Annotated in this window: 22 protein-coding genes and 2 tRNA genes; 23 read left to right on the plus strand and 1 reads right to left on the minus strand. The window is 49.8% G+C overall.

Annotation, left to right across the window (positions count from 1 at the left end; translation table 11 throughout):
* Positions 1-71: 71 nt before the first annotated feature.
* From DWY89_RS11520 to DWY89_RS14415, 5 genes are all read left to right on the plus strand, one after another.
* Positions 72-143, plus strand: a tRNA-Glu gene (locus DWY89_RS11520).
* A 5-nt stretch (positions 144-148) separates the two neighbouring features.
* Positions 149-219, plus strand: a tRNA-Cys gene (locus tag DWY89_RS11525).
* Between the two features lie 189 nt (positions 220-408).
* A complete protein-coding gene (locus tag DWY89_RS11530) occupies positions 409-795 on the plus strand; it encodes a thioesterase family protein (protein ID WP_022358901.1) in 387 nt (128 codons plus the stop codon).
* Between the two features lie 151 nt (positions 796-946).
* Complete coding sequence (locus DWY89_RS11535; RefSeq protein WP_118523657.1) at positions 947-1,606, plus strand: hypothetical protein; 660 nt, start codon at positions 947-949, stop codon at positions 1,604-1,606.
* A gap of 90 nt (positions 1,607-1,696) precedes the next feature.
* Complete coding sequence (locus tag DWY89_RS14415) at positions 1,697-1,873, plus strand: hypothetical protein (protein ID WP_182434580.1); 177 nt, start codon at positions 1,697-1,699, stop codon at positions 1,871-1,873.
* 3 nt (positions 1,874-1,876) lie between these two features.
* On the opposite strand, the gene DWY89_RS11545 is transcribed toward DWY89_RS14415, so the two are convergent.
* Entirely contained in the window at positions 1,877-3,241 is a 1,365-nt protein-coding gene (locus tag DWY89_RS11545; protein WP_107001797.1) for an MATE family efflux transporter, read from the minus strand.
* A 328-nt stretch (positions 3,242-3,569) separates the two neighbouring features.
* Between DWY89_RS11545 and DWY89_RS14835 the strand changes: the two genes are divergently transcribed.
* The 18 genes from DWY89_RS14835 (at position 3,570) to rplI (ending at position 21,325) form a co-directional block, all read left to right on the plus strand.
* Positions 3,570-5,624 carry a GNAT family N-acetyltransferase gene (locus DWY89_RS14835; protein WP_118469347.1) on the plus strand — a complete coding sequence of 685 codons (2,055 nt, stop codon included), beginning with the start codon at positions 3,570-3,572 and terminating at the stop codon, positions 5,622-5,624.
* A gap of 98 nt (positions 5,625-5,722) precedes the next feature.
* Positions 5,723-6,445, plus strand: a complete 723-nt coding sequence (locus DWY89_RS11555; protein WP_118469346.1) for an NAD-dependent protein deacylase — start codon at positions 5,723-5,725, stop codon at positions 6,443-6,445.
* 23 nt (positions 6,446-6,468) lie between these two features.
* Positions 6,469-6,663 (plus strand): DUF951 domain-containing protein, encoded by a 195-nt coding sequence (locus DWY89_RS11560; protein WP_022358896.1) that lies wholly within the window; start codon positions 6,469-6,471, stop codon positions 6,661-6,663.
* 240 nt (positions 6,664-6,903) lie between these two features.
* Entirely contained in the window at positions 6,904-7,191 is a 288-nt protein-coding gene (gene rpsF, locus DWY89_RS11565; RefSeq protein WP_107001800.1) for a 30S ribosomal protein S6, read from the plus strand.
* 25 nt (positions 7,192-7,216) lie between these two features.
* Complete coding sequence (locus tag DWY89_RS11570; RefSeq protein WP_022358894.1) at positions 7,217-7,678, plus strand: single-stranded DNA-binding protein; 462 nt, start codon at positions 7,217-7,219, stop codon at positions 7,676-7,678.
* A gap of 77 nt (positions 7,679-7,755) precedes the next feature.
* Positions 7,756-8,022 (plus strand): 30S ribosomal protein S18, encoded by a 267-nt coding sequence (rpsR, locus tag DWY89_RS11575; RefSeq protein ID WP_022358893.1) that lies wholly within the window; start codon positions 7,756-7,758, stop codon positions 8,020-8,022.
* A 290-nt stretch (positions 8,023-8,312) separates the two neighbouring features.
* Complete coding sequence (locus DWY89_RS11580) at positions 8,313-9,170, plus strand: amino acid ABC transporter substrate-binding protein (RefSeq protein ID WP_118293963.1); 858 nt, start codon at positions 8,313-8,315, stop codon at positions 9,168-9,170.
* Positions 9,171-9,369: 199 nt separating this feature from the next.
* Positions 9,370-10,020 carry an amino acid ABC transporter permease gene (locus DWY89_RS11585; protein WP_333489850.1) on the plus strand — a complete coding sequence of 217 codons (651 nt, stop codon included), beginning with the start codon at positions 9,370-9,372 and terminating at the stop codon, positions 10,018-10,020.
* A 20-nt stretch (positions 10,021-10,040) separates the two neighbouring features.
* Positions 10,041-10,805 (plus strand): amino acid ABC transporter ATP-binding protein, encoded by a 765-nt coding sequence (locus DWY89_RS11590; RefSeq protein ID WP_022358890.1) that lies wholly within the window; start codon positions 10,041-10,043, stop codon positions 10,803-10,805.
* Positions 10,806-11,311: 506 nt separating this feature from the next.
* Complete coding sequence (locus tag DWY89_RS11595) at positions 11,312-11,578, plus strand: TM1266 family iron-only hydrogenase system putative regulator (protein ID WP_022358889.1); 267 nt, start codon at positions 11,312-11,314, stop codon at positions 11,576-11,578.
* Positions 11,579-11,668: 90 nt separating this feature from the next.
* A complete protein-coding gene (hydE, locus tag DWY89_RS11600; RefSeq protein WP_243015261.1) occupies positions 11,669-12,724 on the plus strand; it encodes a [FeFe] hydrogenase H-cluster radical SAM maturase HydE in 1,056 nt (351 codons plus the stop codon).
* 165 nt (positions 12,725-12,889) lie between these two features.
* The gene (gene hydG, locus DWY89_RS11605; RefSeq protein WP_022358886.1) at positions 12,890-14,317 is read left to right on the plus strand and encodes a [FeFe] hydrogenase H-cluster radical SAM maturase HydG; all 1,428 of its coding nucleotides are present in this window, start codon (positions 12,890-12,892) and stop codon (positions 14,315-14,317) included.
* A gap of 19 nt (positions 14,318-14,336) precedes the next feature.
* Positions 14,337-15,536, plus strand: a complete 1,200-nt coding sequence (gene hydF, locus DWY89_RS11610) for a [FeFe] hydrogenase H-cluster maturation GTPase HydF (RefSeq protein WP_118469343.1) — start codon at positions 14,337-14,339, stop codon at positions 15,534-15,536.
* A 347-nt stretch (positions 15,537-15,883) separates the two neighbouring features.
* Positions 15,884-16,837 (plus strand): biotin synthase BioB, encoded by a 954-nt coding sequence (gene bioB, locus DWY89_RS11615; RefSeq protein WP_118469342.1) that lies wholly within the window; start codon positions 15,884-15,886, stop codon positions 16,835-16,837.
* Positions 16,838-16,855: 18 nt separating this feature from the next.
* On the plus strand, positions 16,856-17,431 hold the full coding sequence (locus DWY89_RS11620; protein ID WP_118469341.1) for a biotin transporter BioY: 576 nt from the start codon (positions 16,856-16,858) through the stop codon (positions 17,429-17,431).
* A 319-nt stretch (positions 17,432-17,750) separates the two neighbouring features.
* Positions 17,751-18,365, plus strand: a complete 615-nt coding sequence (locus DWY89_RS11625; RefSeq protein WP_118469340.1) for a cytidylate kinase-like family protein — start codon at positions 17,751-17,753, stop codon at positions 18,363-18,365.
* A gap of 462 nt (positions 18,366-18,827) precedes the next feature.
* Positions 18,828-20,876 carry a DHH family phosphoesterase gene (locus tag DWY89_RS11630; RefSeq protein WP_118469339.1) on the plus strand — a complete coding sequence of 683 codons (2,049 nt, stop codon included), beginning with the start codon at positions 18,828-18,830 and terminating at the stop codon, positions 20,874-20,876.
* 2 nt (positions 20,877-20,878) lie between these two features.
* Positions 20,879-21,325, plus strand: a complete 447-nt coding sequence (gene rplI / locus DWY89_RS11635) for a 50S ribosomal protein L9 (RefSeq protein ID WP_022358874.1) — start codon at positions 20,879-20,881, stop codon at positions 21,323-21,325.
* Positions 21,326-21,327: the final 2 nt, after the last annotated feature.

Consider the following 21,327-nt stretch of genomic DNA (forward strand, 5'->3'; position numbering starts at 1 on the left):
GTAGAGCACGCGGCTGTTAACCGCGCTGTCGTAGGTTCGAGTCCTACTCGGGGAGTTTTAATTTAATATCTGGCCCCATGGTCAAGCGGTTAAGACATCGCCCTTTCACGGCGGTAACACGAGTTCGAATCTCGTTGGGGTCATTTATGGCGACATAGCCAAGTGGTAAGGCGTGGGTCTGCAACACCCTGATCACCAGTTCAAATCTGGTTGTCGCCTCTGAGGAATCATCGAAAGATGGTTCCTTTTTTTGTTTTACAAGAATTTTCGGAATTTTAACTGTTTGATTAGCTGTGAAGTAAGATGGCGCTATCCGATTTTCACATCTTCTGCTATAATAGAATCATTCACGAAACGGCATTTTAAATAGCCGCGACAAAATCATTTTATAATATGGAGGAAGCGAAAATGGCAGAAAAATTACAGGAATACAGCCTGACCTGGGAAGTAACGGATGAGATGACGGCAAAGCGAATCGGAAGCGCAGGTTCCCAAATTTTGTCTACTCCGAATATGGTGGCCCTGATGGAGGCGGCAGCGCTGGAACTGGCGAAATCGTATCTGGAGGAAGGACAGACGACGGTCGGAGCGGAGATTCACTGCCGCCATCTGGCGCCGACGCCGGTGGGAATGAAGGTAACAGCGACTGCAAAACTCCGCAGCATTGAGCGCCGGAAAATGTGGTTTGATATTGAAGTAAACGATGAGAAGGGCAAATGCGGCGAAGGGTCCCATCTGCGGATCATGGTAAATTCAAAGGCGATGAGCGACAAGGCTGCGAGCAAGGCGGAATAAGGAGTATCAGGTTTAAGTATCATGCACGGATTTTGCCGTTCTGGAATAAGGGGGAGCGGCAAAATCAGCTTGTGGTATGCCATGCGTGTGAATAGAGATAAAGAAAAGTTACTGGTCACGTGTGTGCAATAACATAGAAAGAGAGGCAGCGGTGCGGACAGAAACGATAGGGTGGATCATTGGCATTTTGATTGCGGCAGCGCTTGTCTGGTGGATTTACCGCAAAATAAAGAGGAAAATACGGCAGCTGGCGAGTACGCCGGAGGTACAGGTGCTTCGGTATGTGGCAAAGCATTTATCGGAAGGTGATTTGACGCAGCCAGACGCATCCAAACCGCGTTCGCTGGCGGGAATGGACCGGCTGTGCCTGCCGCAGATTGCAAAAGATTTCCCGGAGTTTAACTGGAGCGAGTGGAAGGCTCAGATCGAGACAGAATTGAGAAAAAAACTGGAAAAAGAGTATCAGAAGGTACATATCCACCGGACGGTCATCAGCCGCTATCAGAAGGAAAAAGGACTCTGCCGGATTCTGTGTGAGTCGGCGGTCGAGTATGAGGAAATGACTGAATATGAGAAAATGCCTGAGATGCAGTCAGAACTGCATTCGAATCTGATTCAGACGGTTTATGAGACGGAACTGGTATATGTCTATGAGGATGCGAAAACAGCAGGGGCAGCGGTTTCGCTTATCTGTCCAAACTGCGGTGCACCGATTCAGAAGCTGGGGTTGAAAAAGTGTGAATATTGTGGTTCCGTGCTGGAAGTCCAGAATAAGAAGGCATGGAGACTGCTGGAGATGCGGGAAAAGTAAGCGGGTGATCTCACGGTAGAATCCGGTGATGGGGAGAGAATGCTCCCGGATAAATTGCAGAAGAGTTTTATATGGGGCAGGAGCTTCCTGATGGCTGCCGCGAAAGTGGACAACCATGCAGGTAGTTTCCTGCCCTTTGTCTGTGCTCGGAATGGAGGGAGCTTCCGGCGAAATGCCGACACCGACCTTTCCAGGTCAGACCGCTGTTTCAGTCTGAGACTTGTCGAACTGGCGGATGGAAGTTTCAAGATCCAGATGGGAATGTAGCATTTATTCAGTTTCAACTGGATGTAAATTCATAACCAGCTTTTCCGGATGCCGTCTAATCCACCGTAATGCAATCAGGCAGATGGCAACGGAGATGAGAGATCCGATCGGCGCTGCGAGTCCCATCGGATACAGTGTTTCCGGGAAATAGCGGCATGCGAGCCATGCGAGCGGGATGCGCGCTACCACGATCGAGATGCAGTTGTGCAGGAACGACAGCCCGGACAGTCCGCAGGCGCAGAAGAAACCGCTGCAGCAGAAATGGATACCGGCGATCATGCAGTCCAGCACATAGCTCTTCATATACTGGGTTCCGAGCCGGACAACCTCTGCCTCATCAGTAAAGAGGGAGACGGCGGCACCGGCAGCAAACTGCATGGCGATTGCGATGATCAGCCCGAAAGAAAATGTGATGCAGATCGCGTAGCGCAGCGTCTGACGGGCACGCTCAGGTTTTCCGGCACCCAGATTTTGAGCGGAGAGGGCGGAAACCGTGGAGAGAAGCGAGGATGGAACCAGAAACAGGATTCCGATCAGCTTTTCAACGATTCCGACCGCCGCCGCATCATTTAATCCGCGCTGGTTGGCAAACATGGTAATAACCAGAAAAGAAACCTGTATAAAGCCGTCCTGAACTGCAACTGGGATTCCGACCTGCAGGATGGAGGCTATGGTAGTCTTATGTGGATGGAGGTCACGGAGACGAAAACCCGGAAACATCCGTTTTTTAATGATTACGACCAGGGCGATCAGGACACTGCACATCTGTGACAGGGTCGTGCCGAGCGCCGCGCCGGACGGACCGAGCGAAAACACGCCCATTAAAAGGTAATCAAGCGCAATATTGATAATACAGGCGATTGCAACGAAATACATCGGACTTTTGGAGTCTCCCATGCCGCGGAAAATAGAGCTGATGATATTGTAGGCGGTGATGAACGGGATGCCGGCAAAGCAGATCATCAGATATGCCGCGGTGCCGTTTACCGCTTCCTCCGGGACAGACAGCAGCCTGATAATGCCGTGAACCGTCGTCAGCAGAAGTCCGGTCAGAAGAATGGACAGACCTGCAAATAAGGAAATCGTGTTACCGATGCCGCGCGCCGCAAGCTTCCGGTCACCCGCGCCGACCGCGCGTCCGATGAGAACCGTTGCGCCCATCGCCAGACCAACGATCATAACCGTCAGCATATGCATGACCTGACTGCCGACCGAGACCGCCGTCGTCCCATCCACACCGCCAAACTGCCCGATAATAAACAGATCCGCCATGCCGTAGAGTGTCTGCAAAAAATAAGATAACAAGTATGGCAGGGAAAAATAGATAACTGTTTTCAGCACACTGCCGGAGGTGAGATTCTTTTCCATGAATAAATCCTCGTCTTTCTGGTAAAAATAGATGACTCCGCCGTCGGCCGTCAGAAAGAAAACGCCGTAGAAATCATTTTCTGAGTATAGTTTATCAGAAATAACTATAATGTCTACAATAATTATAGAGTCAAGGGAAGAAAATCCTTGTTTTTAAGTAGGAAATTTGTGGTATAATATGAGCACTTAGCGAGGTGTTTTCGAGCTTAGTGCGAGTCATATCTAAATACTTAATGAAGCAGAGCCAAAGGCGATAGCTGAATTTAGTATTTATGGTATAATATGAGAAGGCAAATAAAACCCACTTTGATTTTACACAGGAGGTTTCATGAGTTTAGAGTTTAAAAAAATTGAAGTTAACAGTATCCAGGAGATGCTTCCGTTTTACGCGATGCGCCACAATATGACGTGCGACAGCGTATTTCTGGAGAGCTATGTCTGGAAAGATTATTATAATGTCCGTTATGCAATTTGGGAAAATAAGGCGCTTTTATGGCTGATGGAGAATGAAGGACATTGTTTTTCCGCGATGCCGCTGTGCCGGGAGGAAGACCTGCCAGGGGCGTTTGCGGCGATTGAGGAGTATTTTAATGAAGAACTGGGATATCCGCTGGTTATCAATCTGGCGGATGAGTATGCAGTGAAATATTTAAATCTGCCGGAGGACAAATATCTGGTGGAAGAGCAGGTCGATTCGAGGGATTATCTCTACAACGGCGATGCGATGCGTTCCCTGGCGGGAAAGAAACTGCATAAGAAGAAAAACCGCGTCAACGCATTTAAGCGCGAATATGAGGGGCGCTATGAGTACCGCCGTCTGTGTTGTTCGGACAGCCACGATGTCTGGGTTTTTCTGGACCGCTGGAGACAGCAGAAGGGCGAGGAGGTCGAGGAACATCTCGATTATGAGGTAAAGGGCATTCACGATATTCTGAAAAATTGTTCAGAATTCAGCATCCACATGGGCGGCGTGTATATCGACGGTCAGATGGAGGCATTTACGATCGGAAGCTACAATCCGGTGGAACATATGGCGGTTATCCATATTGAGAAGGCAAACCCGGAGATCAACGGTCTGTACCAGTTTATCAACCAACAGTTCCTGATAGAGGAATTTCCTGAGGCTGAGTGGGTCAACCGCGAGGACGATATGGGATTAGAGGGACTCCGGAAGGCGAAAATGACGTATTATCCGGCGGATTATGCACGCAAATATCTGGTAGAACAGCTGTTAAACGGCAGCAAGGGCTATCACTGGGCGGAGCAGATCGCCAATACGACGGCGGGAAGTGTGCTGACGTATCTGGACGCGGAGGATAAGGACGAGACGAAGCATCTCTGGCATATGTGTTTCCCGGAAGATTCGGAGAGTTTTATCGAGTATTATTATAAGGAAAAGACGAAGGATAACGAGATTCTGGTGAAAAAGGATAATGGACTTCTGATTTCGATGGTGCAGTACAATCCGTATGCGGTGAAGCTGCGTGGACGCCTCTGGAAGCTCGATTATCTGGTCGGGGTGGCGACCGAGGAGAGCCGCCGCCGCGAAGGACATTTCCGGGACGTATTTGTGAAAATGCTTCACGACGAGGAGGCAGCCGGAAAGCCGATCACGTATCTGGTTCCAGTCAACCCGGCTGTGTATGCGCCGATGGGATTTACCTTCATCGGAAATGTGGCATTCTATGAGCTGACCGAGGAGGCGAAACAGACGCTGACGCGCACGGTGTGCCAGGATACGCCGGAGGACTGCGGGCGGGCTGCTGTCTATATGGAACAGTGGCTGGGAGCACGGTATGAGATGTATACGCGCCGGGATGCGGCGTATATGAGCCGTTTCATCAAGGAGCTGGCTTCCGAAAATGGCACGCTGGAATTCCTGGAACAGGACGGCAGGCTGGTTGGTCTGGATGCCTACTGGGGCTGGGAAGTCCGTGAACACCGGCTTTTGTATGCGGAGGACGCATACACGGTCAAGACAGGAGAGAAGCCGTGGAATATGGCGCGCCTGACGAATATCGGGGCGCTGCTGGCGGCATTTGGCTTAAAACAGGCAGAGCAGCAGGGAGGAGAAAAACGTATGCTTACACTCGGCATCCGCATGAACGATCCGATTCTGGAAATGAACAACGGTGAATTTGTCTGGACGATTGGGGAGACAGGTTCCAGCCTGAAGGCGCGGAAACCGGAGCCGGATACCTGCGGCTGCACGGAAAATGTTTCCATATGGCTGGAGACGAAGCCGGAAGAGCTGGTAAGCTGGCTGTTTGGCTGCCGGAAAGCGGAAGAAATCTGGGGCGGACAGTTTGAAAATAAGGAGCTGGCAGAGATTCTGGCACAGGTTGATACGGTGAACGGCGTGTATCTGGATGAGATTGTGTAGAGTGCGTGCTGTAATTGTATAGTATAGAAAATATGCTGACTTTATGTAAACTAATAGAAACAGTATGTTTTCAGAAAAAGGAGAGGAGAGTGCGTCAGATGGGAGAGACAGACATATTAAAAAAATGGATTAATGAGTCAAATTATATTGTATTTTTTGGCGGGGCGGGTGTTTCGACCGAGAGCAATATCCCGGATTTTAGAAGCACGGACGGGCTGTACCATCAGGAGTATGACTATCCGCCGGAAACGATTTTAAGCCACAGCTTTTATATGAGAAAGCCAGAGGAATTTTACCGGTTTTACCGCAATAAGATGCTGTTCCCGAATGCAAAGCCGAACCGGGCGCATCTGGCGCTGGCGAAGCTGGAGCAGGAAGGAAAGCTGAAAGCGGTTATTACCCAGAATATCGACGGGCTGCACCAGGCAGCAGGCAGCAAAGAGGTGCTGGAGCTGCACGGATCGGTACTCCGCAACCATTGTACGCGCTGCGGCAGGTTTTACGGATTGGATGATATTTTGAAGATGAAGGGCGTGCCGAAGTGCGGCTGCGGCGGCGTGATCAAGCCGGATGTCGTGCTGTATGAGGAAGGACTGGACAATGAGGTAATTGAGCGGTCAATTGCCCATATCCGCAAGGCAGATATGCTGATCATCGGCGGTACCTCGCTGGTGGTGTACCCGGCAGCGGGGCTGATTGATTATTATCATGGAAATAAACTGGTTCTGATCAATAAATCAGCGACCTCGCGCGATGGTCAGGCGGATCTGGTTATCAGCGACAGCATTGGGAAGGTGCTGGGGGACGCGGTCGGAGTATAAGGTAGTAACAGGGGAGAGAGGAAATGGTATACGAGGTTGGAGATATTGTAAAACTCAAAAAGCCGCACCCGTGCGGCAGCCATGAGTGGGAGATCCTGCGGGTCGGCGCGGATTTCCGTTTGAAATGTGCCGGCTGCGGGCATCAGGTGATGATGGCACGACCATTGGTAGAAAAGAGTACCAGAGGACTGAAAAAAGCGGGAGAGAAGTCCGAATAAGAGCGGCGGGTGGGCGTACAGATGCAGGCAGCTTCATGATCTGGCAGTCAGTAAAAGAATGCAGTAAGAAGGGGCAGAAAGCCCGGAAAAAACGAGAAAATTTACATAGAAAATCTCGAAAAAGTGCTTGCCAAGCCGTTCCTTTTTTGGTATCATAGATATTCGGTAATATATAACACAAAAATCCTTACTCCCTGCTGGAGTCAGGGGGTCAGTGACCACAAGGAGGTAAGAAAGAGCATGAACAAATATGAATTAGCAGTTGTTCTTAGCGCAAAACTCGAGGACGAAGAGAGAGCCGCAGCGATGGAGAAAGTAACAGGTTACATCACACGTTTCGGCGGTACAGTAACTGACATTGATGAATGGGGCAAGAAGAGACTTGCTTACGAGATTCAGAAAATGAAAGAAGGATTCTACTACTTCGTACATTTCGAGTCTGATTCCGTATGCCCGAATGAGGTGGAGAACCACATCCGCATCATGGAGCCGGTTATCAGATACTTATGCGTAAGACAGGATGCGTAAGAGTAGATAAAGAAAGAGTGATCGTATGAATAAAGTAATTCTGATGGGCAGATTAACGAGAGATCCGGAAGTGAGATACTCTCAGGGCGAGAGAGCTATGGCAATCGCCAGATACACGCTGGCAGTAGACCGCAGAGGCCGCAGAGGCGGAAACGGAGACGACAGCGCACAGACAGCGGATTTCATTCCGTGTGTTGCATTTGACAGAGCAGGCGAATTCGCTGAGAAGTATTTTCATCAGGGAACCAAGCTCGTAGTAACCGGAAGAATTCAGACTGGCAGCTATACCAATCGTGACGGCCAGAAAGTATATACGACAGAAGTGATTGTAGAGGATCAGGAATTTGCAGAGAGCAAGAATGCGGCATCTGGCAACAGCGACGGCGGTTACCGTCCGGCAGAGCGCCCGGCTCCGTCCAGCGCAATCGGCGATGGATTCATGAATATTCCTGATGGAGTAGAAGACGAAGGCCTTCCGTTCAACTAGGTTCGGGAATCGGTCCCCCGGCGGACGGAGTGCGCGAGAGCGCCATCAGGCTGATGTGTGTGAAGGAGGAAAGACCAATGGCATTCAATAAAGGCGATAAAACAGACGCTTCCAAGATCAGAAGAGGCGGTATGCGTAGAAGAAAAAAAGTTTGTGTATTCTGCGGCGAGAAGAACGGCGAAATCGATTACAAAGATACAAATAAATTAAAGAGATACGTATCCGAGAGAGGAAAAATCCTTCCGAGACGTATCACTGGCAACTGTGCTAAACATCAGAGAGCTCTGACTGTAGCTATCAAGAGAGCAAGACATCTGTCCCTGATGCCGTATGTTTGCGAGTAATCCTTGTAAAATAAGAGTTTTTTAAGGGTAAAGGAAGATTTTTACTCAAATTTCACTCAATTATTGAGGATAAAAATGATTGGGATTCCATGTGAGAGATCATGTGGGATCCCTTTTTGTATAATAGGAAATTCCATGGAATTCCCTATTACACAAAAAAACAGATTTCGAAAATAAGTGCTTTACAAAAACACTTTAGTATGCTAATATGGTAGCATATTAAAAAGCGAGACGGAAACCGGCAAAGGGAGAACGGCTTCCACTGTCTGAAAATGAGGAGGACACTAATTATGAAAAAGAGATTTGTGAGCGCAGCGCTGGCTGCAGTAATGGCACTTTCCATGACCGCATGTGGCAGCAGCAACAGCGCAGCAGAGACAACCGCAGCAGACACAGAGGCGGCTGAGAGCCAGGCAGAGGAAACCACCGCAGAAGAGGCGAAGACAACCGACGGCGGCACTCTGATTGTTGGTTTTGATCAGGATTTCCCGCCGATGGGATTTGTAGGCGATGACGGCGAGTACACCGGATTTGACCTGGAGCTGGCACAGGAAGTTGCAAAACGTCTGGGTCTGGAATATAAGGCACAGCCGATTGCCTGGGATTCTAAAGATATGGAGCTTGAGTCCGGCAATATCGACTGCATCTGGAATGGATTTACGATGACGGGTCGTGAGGATGATTACACCTGGACTGAGCCGTACATGGCAAACCAGCAGGTATTTGTCGTAGCCAATGATTCGGATATCAACAGCCAGGCGGATCTGGCAGGCAAGATCGTAGAGGTTCAGGCAGATTCTTCCGCAGAGGCAGCTTTAAAAGAGGCACCGGAACTGACCGCTACTTTCAAGGAGCTTCTGACAACCGCTGATTACAACACCGCATTCATGGATCTGGAGCAGGGCGCCGTTGATGCCATTGCGATGGACGTAATCGTAGCTGGTTATCAGATTCAGCAGAGAAACGCTGATTTCAAGATTCTGGACGATTCCCTTTCTGAGGAAGAATACGGCGTAGGCTTCAAGAAGGGCAACACCGAGTTAAGAGATAAAGTTCAGAGCACTCTGGAAGAGATGGCAGAGGATGGAACCTTACAGGAAGTTTCTGAGAAATGGTTTAGCAAGGACGTAACTACCGTCGGCAAATAGTAATTAATCGTTGATTGTAAAAACGAAACATTATTAAATAATAGGAATAGGGACGGCTGTGAATGATTTCATGGCAGTCCCCATTCGCGGTTTATGTGTTTAACTGTGAAGTCACAGCACATTCCGTTACCGGGCACGTATGCGTGAACAGTAACGAATCTACATTTTAGAAAGCAGGTATGGAATAATTATGGGTAAGATGACACTCCAGCAGATGATTACACAGCTTGCGGGTGGTATGGCAGTCAGCACACAGATTTTTGTGATCACACTGCTATTTTCACTTCCGTTAGGACTCGTGATCGCGTTCGGGCGTATGTCGAAGAACAAGCTGATCCAGACGATTGTAAAAGTATATATTTCGATTATGCGAGGCACGCCGCTGATGCTACAGCTCATGGTGGTGTATTTTGGACCGTATTATCTGTTCCGCATCAAAGTCGGCAGCAGTTACCGTCTGTGGGCTACCTTCATCGGTTTTGTCATTAACTATGCGGCATATTTTGCCGAGATTTACCGCAGCGGCATCCAGTCGATGCCGGTCGGACAGTATGAGGCAGCGGAGATTCTGGGTTATGGAAAGGCACAGACCTTCTTCAAGATCATCCTGCCGCAGGTAATCAAGCGGATTCTTCCGTCGGTGACGAATGAGGTCATCACGCTGGTAAAAGATACGTCTCTGGCGTTTACGTTGAGCGTGGCGGAGATGTTCTCAATCGCCAAGGCGCTGGCGGCATCCCAGACGAATATGATGCCGTTTGTGGCAGCAGCCGTCTTTTACTATATTTTCAATCTGGTTGTGGCAGTTGCAATGGAATGGATTGAGAAAAAGCTGGATTATTACCGATAGAAGCGGGAGGAATGTGGAAAATGAACCTGTTAGAATTAAATCATGTGGAAAAATCATTCGGCGATCTGTCGGTTTTAAAGGATATTTCACTGAGTGTGAGCGAGGGCGAGATCGTGTCCATCATCGGACCGTCCGGCTCGGGTAAATCGACGCTTCTGCGCTGCGCGACGATGCTGGAGACGATGGACCACGGCGAGATCGTATATTTAGGAAAGAGAGCAGCCTGGACGGGCGCGGATGGCAAGGTCAGCTATGCGGATAAGAAGGACATGAAGGAGATCCGCAGCCAGTACGGTCTGGTATTCCAGAATTTTAACCTGTTTCCGCACTATTCTGTGCTGAAAAATATCACAGACGCGCCGATCCATGTGCAGAAGCGCGACAAGGAGACGGTTTATAAAGAGGCGCGCGAGCTTCTGAAAAAAATGGGTCTGGAGGATAAGGAGGACTATTATCCGTACCAGCTCTCCGGCGGTCAATGCCAGCGTGTGGCGATCGCCCGTGCATTGGCACTGAATCCGAAGATTCTGTTTTTCGACGAGCCGACCTCCGCACTGGATCCGGAGCTGACGGGAGAAGTATTAAAGGTTATTAAGTCGTTAGCGGATCTGCACATCGCGATGGTGATTGTTACCCATGAGATGGCGTTTGCAAAAGATATTTCCCACCGCGTGATCTTCATGGCAGACGGACTCATCGTCGAGGAGGGCGCGCCGGAGAAGGTGTTTGCTTCGGATAATGAGAGAACGAAGAGCTTTTTGGGACGGTATGGTAAGATTCTGTAAGAAATAATTAGGAAAATGGAAGATGGGCGTTGCTGGTTTTGGAGTGGAAAATCGGCGACGCCCGTTTTTTATGGGGAAGCATTTTATGGGGAAGCATATAAGTGTTATTTGCAATTTTACAGTAAATGTGATACGCTTTTATCAAGTATTCCGATTTGCGAGGCAGTAGATACCTTTCAAAAAGGAATGGAACAGAAATAATCGAGTGTTCCGGCGATGCTGGAAGTGGTGAAAAGCGATGCTGACGTTTGAGACGGGTCTTGAAGGAAAGGGGAGCGGTTCATGGAGATTCGTATACCCTTTTTGAGATGGATGGAGTCCGCGTCTACGCGGGCTCTTTTTGATCCATTTGCTTTATAGAAAGGCGGGTCTGGAAAAAGTGGTGCCTGTGGATGGAAGATTTTGCAGGACAGGATCGCAGCATGGTTTTTAGCAGAGATATTTGAAATGGTATCTATTGTAGAGAAAAATTTGGACAGATAAACAGGAAGATATGAGGGAAAAACATGGAGACAGAATCAAGAGTTGCCGTGATCGGTATTGTGGTCGATCAGACGGGAGATACGGAAGAGTTGAATAAGGTGCTGCACCAGTACGGGCAGTATATCGTAGGGCGGATGGGGATTCCTTACCACAAACGGAACGTGAATATTATCAGCGTCGTGATTGACGCGCCGGGTGATGTGATCAGTGCGCTGTCCGGGAAGTTGGGGATGCTGCGGGGGATTTCTTCGAAGGCGCTGTATTCGAAGGCACCGGAAGCACAGGAATGAAAACGAGGTGGCGGAATGGCAGATTTTACACGCGCGGGACTTCGACCGTCTGACTGGTGGCGGGAGGCGGTCCGTACAGGCGCTGAACAGATAGAAACGATTACAGAATTAAAGAGATTGATTGACCGTCTGGAAGCGGGGGAGTCCCTGACGGAGGATGAGTGGGTCAGTCTGATCGAGGGACGTTCACCGGAGCTGGCGGACTACCTCTTTGAAAAAGCGCGCTGCATCCGGGAAAGAGAGTACGGAAAAGCGGTGTATGTGCGGGGACTCATTGAGTGCAGCAATTATTGCAAAAACGACTGTCTTTATTGCGGCATCCGAAGGAGCAATCGAAATGCAAGCCGGTACCGCCTGAGTCGGGAGGAGATTCTTTCCTGCTGTGAGAATGGTTATCAGCTGGGATTCCGCACCTTTGTTTTGCAGGGCGGTGAGGATCCGGCGATGACGGACGACTGGGTGCTGGAGATGGTGCAGGCGATCCGGGCGGAATTCCCAGATTGTGCGATTACTTTGTCGCTCGGAGAAAAGAAGTATGATACGTTGAAACGCTGGAAAGAGGCAGGGGCGGACCGGTATCTGCTGCGCCATGAGACGGCGGACGCGTGCCATTACGCGAGACTGCATCCGGCAGAGATGTCATTTGAACACCGGATGCAGTGCCTGCGTGATTTAAAGGCGCTTGGTTATCAGACCGGATGCGGTTTTATGGTCGGTTCTCCGCACCAGACGGCGCGCTGTCTGGCGGGAGATATGCGTTTTATCGAAGAACTGGATCCGGAAATGGTGGGAATCGGTCCGTTTATTCCGCAGCACGACACTCCGTTTGGCGGGAAGGCAGCAGGAACGTTGGAAGAGACACTGTTTCTTTTAGGGCTGCTTCGCCTGCTGAAGCCGAAAGTGCTGCTTCCGGCGACGACAGCGCTCGGAACGATTCATCCGATGGGACGCGAACTGGGGATTCTGGCAGGCGGAAACGTCGTGATGCCGAACCTGTCTCCGGTCGGGGTGCGCGCCAAATATATGCTTTATGACAATAAAATCTGTACGGGAGACGAGGCGGCGGAGTGCATCAACTGCATGAAGAGGCGCATGGAAAGCATCGGGTACGAGGTAGTCATCGACCGGGGAGATTATAAGGGGTAAAAGCCTGCGATTTGGTTTGTTGGCATCGAAAAATGCTTACAGATAAATAAACTGACGGGGAAGGACGCGATGGACGGCTGATCATGCTGGCATTTTTGAAATTGATAATTCCGGAGGAAAACATGACAGCTATCATCCTGACCTGTAAGAAAAGGAGAAGAAACTATGAGTTACAATTACAACCCATCATCCCAAAAGGCAGAGGAATTTATCAACCATGAGGAAATTTTAGAGACTCTTTCCTATGCCGAGAAGAACAAAAACAACGTGGAACTGATTGACCAGATTCTGGCGAAGGCGCGGCTTCGAAAAGGGCTGAGCCACCGCGAGGCGGCAGTGCTTCTTGACTGCGAGATCCCGGAAAAGGTGGAGGAGATCTTTGAGCTGGCGCGCCAGATCAAGCAGGATTTCTACGGAAACCGGATCGTCATGTTTGCGCCGCTGTATCTGTCGAATTACTGCGTGAATGGCTGCGTGTACTGTCCATACCACATGAAAAACAAGCACATTGCCAGAAAGAAGCTGACGCAGGAGGAAATCCGGCGGGAGGTAATTGCGCTTCAGGATATGGGACATAAACGTCTGGCGCTGGAGACGGGCGAGGATCCGGTTAACAATCCGATTGAATATGTGCTGGACAGTATCAAGACAATTTACAGTATCAAGCATAAAAACGGGGCGATCCGCCGGGTCAATGTCAATATTGCGGCGACGACGGTGGAGAATTACCGGAAGCTGAAAGAGGCGGGAATCGGAACGTACATCCTGTTCCAGGAGACGTACCATAAGGAGAGCTATGAGCGCCTGCACCCGACGGGACCAAAGCACAATTACTGTTATCACACGGAGGCGATGGACCGCGCGATGGAGGGCGGTATCGACGATGTAGGAATCGGCGTTTTATTTGGTCTGGAGTTGTACCGGTATGAATTTGCAGGACTTTTGATGCACGCGGAACATCTGGAGGCAGTTTTTGGTGTTGGTCCGCACACCATCAGTGTGCCGCGCATCCGCCGGGCGGACGATATCGACCCATCGACCTTTGACAACGGCATCAGCGACGATATTTTTGAGAAGATCGTAGCCTGCATCCGGGTGGCAGTTCCGTACACGGGCATGATTATCTCAACAAGAGAGAGCAAAGCCTGTCGGGAGCGGGTGCTGCGGCTGGGCGTATCGCAGATCAGCGGCGGTTCCCGCACCAGTGTCGGCGGATATGCAGAGGAAGAGCCGGAGGAGGAAAATTCGGCGCAGTTCGATGTGAGCGACAACCGGACACTCGACCAGGTGGTCCGCTGGCTGATGGAATTAGGCTATATCCCAAGCTTCTGTACGGCGTGCTACCGGGAAGGACGGACGGGCGACCGATTTATGAGCCTGTGCAAGAGCGGGCAGATTCAGAACTGTTGTCATCCGAATGCGCTGATGACGCTCAAGGAGTATCTGGAGGATTATGCGGCGCCGGGGACGAAAGAGATTGGAGAGAAGCTGATTCAGGCGGAGATCGGTTCGATTCCGAAAGAAAAAGTGCAGGAGATCGTGAGAAAAAATCTGGTTGAAATTGAAAAGGGGCAGCGGGATTTCAGGTTTTAACTAAATCAGGAGGATCAAAATGGGAATGAATGAGACGCCGTCCGGCGAGCGGGTACATATCGCGTTTTTTGGACGGAGAAATGCGGGAAAATCGAGTCTGGTCAATGCGGTGACCGGGCAGGAGCTGGCGATTGTGTCGGACATCCGGGGGACGACGACCGATCCGGTCTATAAATCGATGGAGCTTCTGCCGCTCGGTCCGGTGGTTATCATCGACACGCCTGGAATCGACGATGAGGGCGAGCTGGGCTTAAAGAGAGTTGGCAAGACTCGTCAAGTCTTAAATAAGGCGGATCTGGCAGTCCTGGTGGTGGATGCGGTGGAAGGAATCAGCAGCTGGGAAGAAGAGATGATCCGGCTGTTTGAGAAGAAGGAAATCCCGTATCTGGTGGTTTACAATAAGATGGATTTGCTGACGGGAAAATCGGAACAGGAACCGGTTGTGGAACATACCGCCTATGTGAGTGCCCGGACGAGAGAAGGAATCCAGCAGTTAAAAGAGCAAATGGCACGTCTTACGTCACAGGAGACGGATGAAAAACGGCTGGCTGCTGATCTAGTAAAACCGTTTGATACGGTAATTCTGGTTGTTCCGATTGACAAGGCGGCGCCGAAGGGGCGGCTGATTCTGCCGCAGCAGCAGGTCATCCGGGATCTGCTGGACATCGGTGCGATGCCGTTTGTCTGCCGGGAAAGTGAACTTTCGGAGACGTTTGCAAAATTGAAAGAAGATCCGGCATTGGTAATCACGGACAGCCAGGTATTTCCGCTGGTAGACCGGCTGACGCCGCCGCAGGTGCGTCTGACTTCCTTTTCCATTTTGTTTGCGCGGTATAAGGGGGATCTGAAACAGGCGGCAGAGGGCGCAAAAGCGCTGGAAATGATACAGGACGGAGATCCGATCCTTATTTCCGAGGGCTGTACACATCATCGCCAGTGCGGTGACATCGGCACGGAGAAGCTGCCGGACTGGATCAGCCAGTACACGGGAAAAGCGCCGGAGTTTCATTTTACGTCGGGGACGGAATTTCCGGAGGATGTGTCCGGCTATAAGCTGATCGTTCATTGCGGCGGCTGTATGCTGAATGCGCGGGAGATGAAGAGCCGTCTTCGCAGCGCTGCCGATCAGGAGATCCCGATGACCAATTATGGGATTTTGATTGCCTATATGAAGGGAATTTTGAAACGGAGCATGGGGGCACTGGAGCCGGTCAGGTAGGAAATTTGGGCGGAGAAATGAACGGAAAGAGCGTAAATAATTAGAAATTTAGAAATAAAGGCGGATAAAGTTGCTGGACGATGGAAATGCCTGTCGGACAGCAGCTTTTTTCATAAGAAATTGCGTCCTATGAAAAAACGCTCCGCGAGGATGTGCACTCGCGTGAAGCAGTTTTTAGATTTCGCAGATGCCAGAATGTAAACTATATTAATCTGGTATGTTGACATTTAAAAATCAACGGTTTATAATAGCGAAAGTTAGCTAAATGAGAAAAATGGGATATTTTTGAGTTTGACCGAAGGATAACTAAAGAAAAAGTGTTTTGATTTTGATAAGGAGTAGAAGATATGAGTTTACAACTGGCAGAAGAGATTATAAAGGGACGCCGTCTGAAACGGGGCGAGGATTTAAGCTTTTTATTGAGTGAGGATCTGGATGAGCTTTGTGCGGGAGCTGATAAAATCCGGAAGGAGCTCTGCGGAAACCATGTGGATCTGTGTTCTATCATTAATGGACGAAGCGGACGCTGCGGCGAGGACTGCAAGTTTTGCGCGCAGTCAGCCTGTCATCATACGAAGGTGGAAGAATATCCATTTCTGGAGCCAGAGGAGATTCTGGAGGACTGCAAGCGTCATGAGGCAAAGAAAGTACATCGTTACTCCATCGTGACGGCGGGACGTGCGCTGACGGGAGCGGAAATGGAGAAGGCGCTTCGGGCATACCGCGCTATGAAGAAGGAATGCAAGGTAGAGCTCTGCGCCTCCCACGGACTTCTGTCACAGGAAGATTTCAACCGTCTGAAAGAGGCGGGCGTGGGACGGTATCATGCTAATATTGAGACTTCCCGGAGAAATTTCCCGAATATCTGTACCACACATACATTTGAGGACAAGCTGGAGGTCATCCGGCGTGCGCAGGCGGCGGGACTTTCCGTTTGTTCCGGCGGTATCATCGGCATGGGAGAAACCTGGGAAGACCGGATCGACATGGCAATCACGCTGAGCGAGCTTGGAATCAAGTCAATTCCGATCAATATCCTGCGTCCGATTCCGGGCACGCCGCTGGAACATCAGGCAGCGCTTTCGGAGAATGAGATCCTGCGGACGATTGCTATTTTCCGCTATATCAATCCGACTGCGATGGTCCGTCTGGCAGCAGGACGAAATTCAATGGAACATTCCGGCGAACGGGCATTCCGCTCCGGCGCGAATGCAGCCATCACCGGAGATATGCTGACAACTTCCGGAAACCGCATCAGCGAGGACCAGGAGATGTTGGCGGCTATGGGTTTCACATTATAAAAAAGGAGTATCCATATCATGAGTAAAATACTTTCTGCAGAAGCGGAGCACAGACCTTACTTTACAACCAAACGGATGGCGCTGATTGGCGTGATGACGGCGATAACCTGTATTCTGGGACCGCTCTCGATTCCGCTTCCATTCAGCCCGGTTCCGATTTCCTTTACAAACCTTGCTATTTATCTGGCGGCATATGTGCTGGGAATGAAAGCTTGCACGATCAGTTACCTGATTTATATGCTGCTTGGCATGGTGGGCATTCCGGTATTTTCCGGATTTACGGCAGGAGTCGGTAAACTGGCAGGACCGACCGGCGGCTATCTCGTCGGATTTATCCTGATGGCGCTGATTGTTGGATTTTTCGTAGATCATTTTCCGGGCAAAGTAGCCCTGCATATCGTAGGCATGGTATTGGGACTGGCAATTTGCTATATTTTCGGAACGGTATGGCTGGCAGGTCAGCTTAACATGACCTTTGTAGCCGGACTGGGTGTGGGCGTTATCCCGTATCTGCCGGGCGATGCAGTCAAAATCATTTTCACAGTTTTGATCGGACCGAAGCTGCGCCGGGAAATTTACCGGTTAGGAGACTAAAAAGTGTTTGACGGTAAAAACGACAGTTTAGATAAAATGATAATTTAAAATGAAGGTCAGATGGGTGAAGGTGGAATACATAAAACGCTTTCACCCATTTTTTTTGTGAATGAAACGAAGAAGTTAGTTGAAATTTTATAGAAAGTAAGAAGAAAAGAGAAAAATAAAAGCAAAAGAAAACAGAAATAATTACATATATGGAATAAGATACAGAAAAATAAGAAGAATATGCGACTAAACTTGAACAATTTTGAGGCATATGTTATACTAAAGACAGAAAAAAGAGGGAGTTCCGGAGGAACAGGGAGGAGGCAGTTGTATGGAGAAAAAGATTATCACTATCAGTCGTGAATATGGAAGCGGAGGTCGTGAGATTGGTCTGGCAGCGGCTAAAAAACTGGGAATGGAATTTTATGATAAGGAATTGATCGATGCTGCTGCGAAGGAGATCGGTTTTCCGGCGGAAATTATTGCGGATCGTGAGCAGCGCCTGACAAATAGTCTGCTTTACAATTTCGCGATGGGAACTTTGTATGGACTTTCCTATCCGAAGGAGCCGAAGCTCAGTGAACTGCCATTGACAGAGCAGATCTATGTGGCGCAGAAGAAGGCGATCGAGGAGGCGGCAAAGCGCGGAAGCTGCGTATTCATCGGCAGATGTGCCGATTATATTCTGAAAAGCCGTCCGGATGTACTGCGTGTCTTTGTTTATGCGGATCGTGATATCCGGCTTCGCCGCGCGATTGATGAGTACGGGGATCTGGAAGAGCATATTGATGAATTTATGCACCAGACCGACAAACGCCGTCGGATCTACTATGAAAACTATACGAATCAACGCTGGGGCGACAGAGACAACTATGATCTGATGCTGAACAGTGGAGATTTGGGAATTGAGAAGTGCGTGGAGTTGATTTGCCAGGCGGTGAAGTAAAAGAAGAGTGGCATTTATAGTTTCATGCAGTCGATATGAGGATATCTAAGATAACAAATGCAAAGAAGATGATTGAAATTTTTTGTAGTTATGTTATCTATATATAAAGGATCTCACCGATAGACGGTTGGACCCTTAAATGATAAGTTAAAAATAACCGCTCAAGTTTGCAGGACCGGGGCGGTTATTTTTGTGTCTTATTACTAGCTCGACCAACTTTATAGCCGAGACTAAAGCATTTCGTAAAAGATATACGAGCGCAGGTTACTGGGCACGTATGCGTGCACAATAACTAGCACGGCGGCTCTGGTTTGTCAATGGGGGGATTGTCTGGACGAATCCCCCTCACTATGCTATAATAAGGGGCATCAAGTCATTTTGGTTGCTTTATCGTTACTGCTCATGGCAGGTATTTTGAAAACCGGCACATGGACAGCAACATTGTATGCACGGGAGAATGAGATGAAAGAAAATATGAAAATACGAGGTCAGCTGCGGACGTATCTGCAGTGGCCGATCATACTGTCGGTATTCCTGTTGGCGGCGAACCTGGCAGTTGGGATTGTGAGCCCGGCTGCCGGTCTTGTGATGTCCGGATTTACGGTTATATATGTGCTGGTGGCACTCTGGCTGTTCATATACCGGAGAAAACGTCTGATGGGCGGACTGGTGGAGTTTTCGGCGGAGTATGCGTGGGTGCAGAAACAGCTCCTCTATGAGATGGCGGTGCCGTATGCCATCGCGGACACAGAGGGACATTTCCTCTGGTTGAACCACTCCTTTTCGGAGATCGTCGGGGAAGATAAAAACTGCCGTAAGAATATCGCGGCGGTCTTTCCGGAACTGACGCGGGAATTTTTGGATGAGATGGACGAAAAAACGAGCGTTCATTCTTCATTTGACGGCAGATTTTACCGGATCGATATCCAGCAGGTGGCGCTGAGCGAGACGGAAGGTATGAAGCTTGGCGCGGTGGACGAGGACAGCGGTGAGATGCTTTTAGTGCTGTATCTCTGCGATGAGACGGAGATTCTGCGCTGCAAGCAGCAGATCAACAACCAGCGTCTGGTGGCGGGACTTATCTATCTCGACAACTACGACGAGGCGCTGGAGAGTGTCGAGGAGGTACGCCGTTCCCTGCTGGTTGCCCTGATTGACCGGAAAATTACGAAGTATTTTATGGCGATGGAAGGTATCGTCAAGAAGCTGGAAAATGACAAGTATCTGTTTGTGATCAAGCAGCAGTACACGAAAGAGATTCAGGAGAGCCGCTTTTCGATCCTGGAGGATGTCAAGACGGTTAATATCGGAAATGATATGGCTGTCACGCTGAGTATCGGTATGGGTATGAATGGAGACAGCTACATCCGCAACTATGAGTATGCGAGAACGGCGATTGATATGGCGCTGGGACGCGGCGGCGATCAGGCGGTTGTCAAGGATGGCACGAAGATCCGCTATTACGGCGGCAAATCGCAGCAGCTGGAAAAAACGACCCGTGTCAAGGCGCGTGTCAAAGCGCATGCGATGCGCGAGCTGATGGATACGAAGGATAAGATGTTGATCATGGGACACAAGATCGGCGATACGGATTCCTTTGGCGCGGCGATTGGTATCTGGCGGATTGCGACCTCTTTTAATAAAAAGGCGCGGATCGTCATCAATGGGGTCAATTCTTCCGTGAAACCGATGATGGCGCGGTTTGAAAACAGCTCTGATTACCCGGAGGATCTGTTCTTAACCGGCGAGGAAGCGGCAGAGTGGGCGGATTCCAACACGATGTTAGTTGTGGTTGATGTCAACCGCCCGAGTATCACGGAGGCACCGGAATTGCTCAAGCAGATCAAAACGATCGTGGTGCTCGACCATCACCGCCAGAGCAGCGAGATCATCGACAATGCGGTGTTATCTTATGTCGAGCCGTATGCGTCTTCGGCGTGTGAGATGGTAGCCGAGGTATTGCAGTACATCGGCGACGACGGCATCAAGATCAAGCCGGCGGAGGCGGATGCGATGTACGCCGGTATCGTGATTGACACAAACAATTTCATGAACCAGGCAGGTGTCCGCACCTTCGAGGCGGCGGCGTTCCTGCGTAGAAACGGCGCGGATGTCGTGCGTGTGAGAAAGCTGTTCCGCGACCGGCTGGAGGACTACCGGGCGAGAGCTGAGGCGATCCAGAAAGCAGAGATTTATCACGGCGCATTTGCGATTTCCGTGTGTCCGTCCGAAGGACTTGAAAGTCCTACCGTGGTTGGCGCACAGGCGGCAAATGAGCTGCTGGATATTGTAGGCATCAAGGCGTCATTTATCCTGACGCAGATGGGCGACACGATCTATTTCAGCGCGCGTTCGATCGATGAGATCAACGTGCAGATTATCATGGAGCGCTTAGGCGGCGGCGGACACCGCACGATTGCGGGCGCACAGCTTAAGGGTGCGACGATCGATGAAGCCAGAGAGAAATTAAAAGATCTCATTACGGATATGATGGAGAAAGGAGAAATATAACGATGGAAGTTGTATTATTAGAGGATGTAAAGGCACTTGGCAAAAAAGGTCAGATTGTAAAGGTAAGCGACGGCTATGGACGCAACTTTATTCTGACAAAGAAACTGGGAATCGAGGCAACACCGAAGAACTTAAATGATCTGAAGCTGCAGAAGGCAAATGAGGCGAAGATCGCGGCAGAGCATCTGGCAGCAGCGAAGGATCTGGCAAAACATCTGGAGGATAAGTCCATCACCCTGTCCATCAAGGCAGGCGAGGGCGGAAAAGCATTTGGCTCTGTTTCTTCCAAGGAGATTGCAAAGGCGATCAAAGATCAGTTAAATCTGGATATTGACAAGAAGAAACTGGTTCTGCCGGAGCCGATTAAGACCTTTGGCACACACGAAGTTCCGATCAAGCTTCACAAAGAAGTAACCGGAAAACTGGCAGTAAAGGTTGTAGAAGCTTAATA

This window comes from Clostridium sp. AF27-5AA (genome assembly GCF_003478415.1).
In the GTDB taxonomy this organism is placed as follows: Bacteria; Bacillota; Clostridia; order Lachnospirales; family Lachnospiraceae; genus Otoolea; species Otoolea fessa.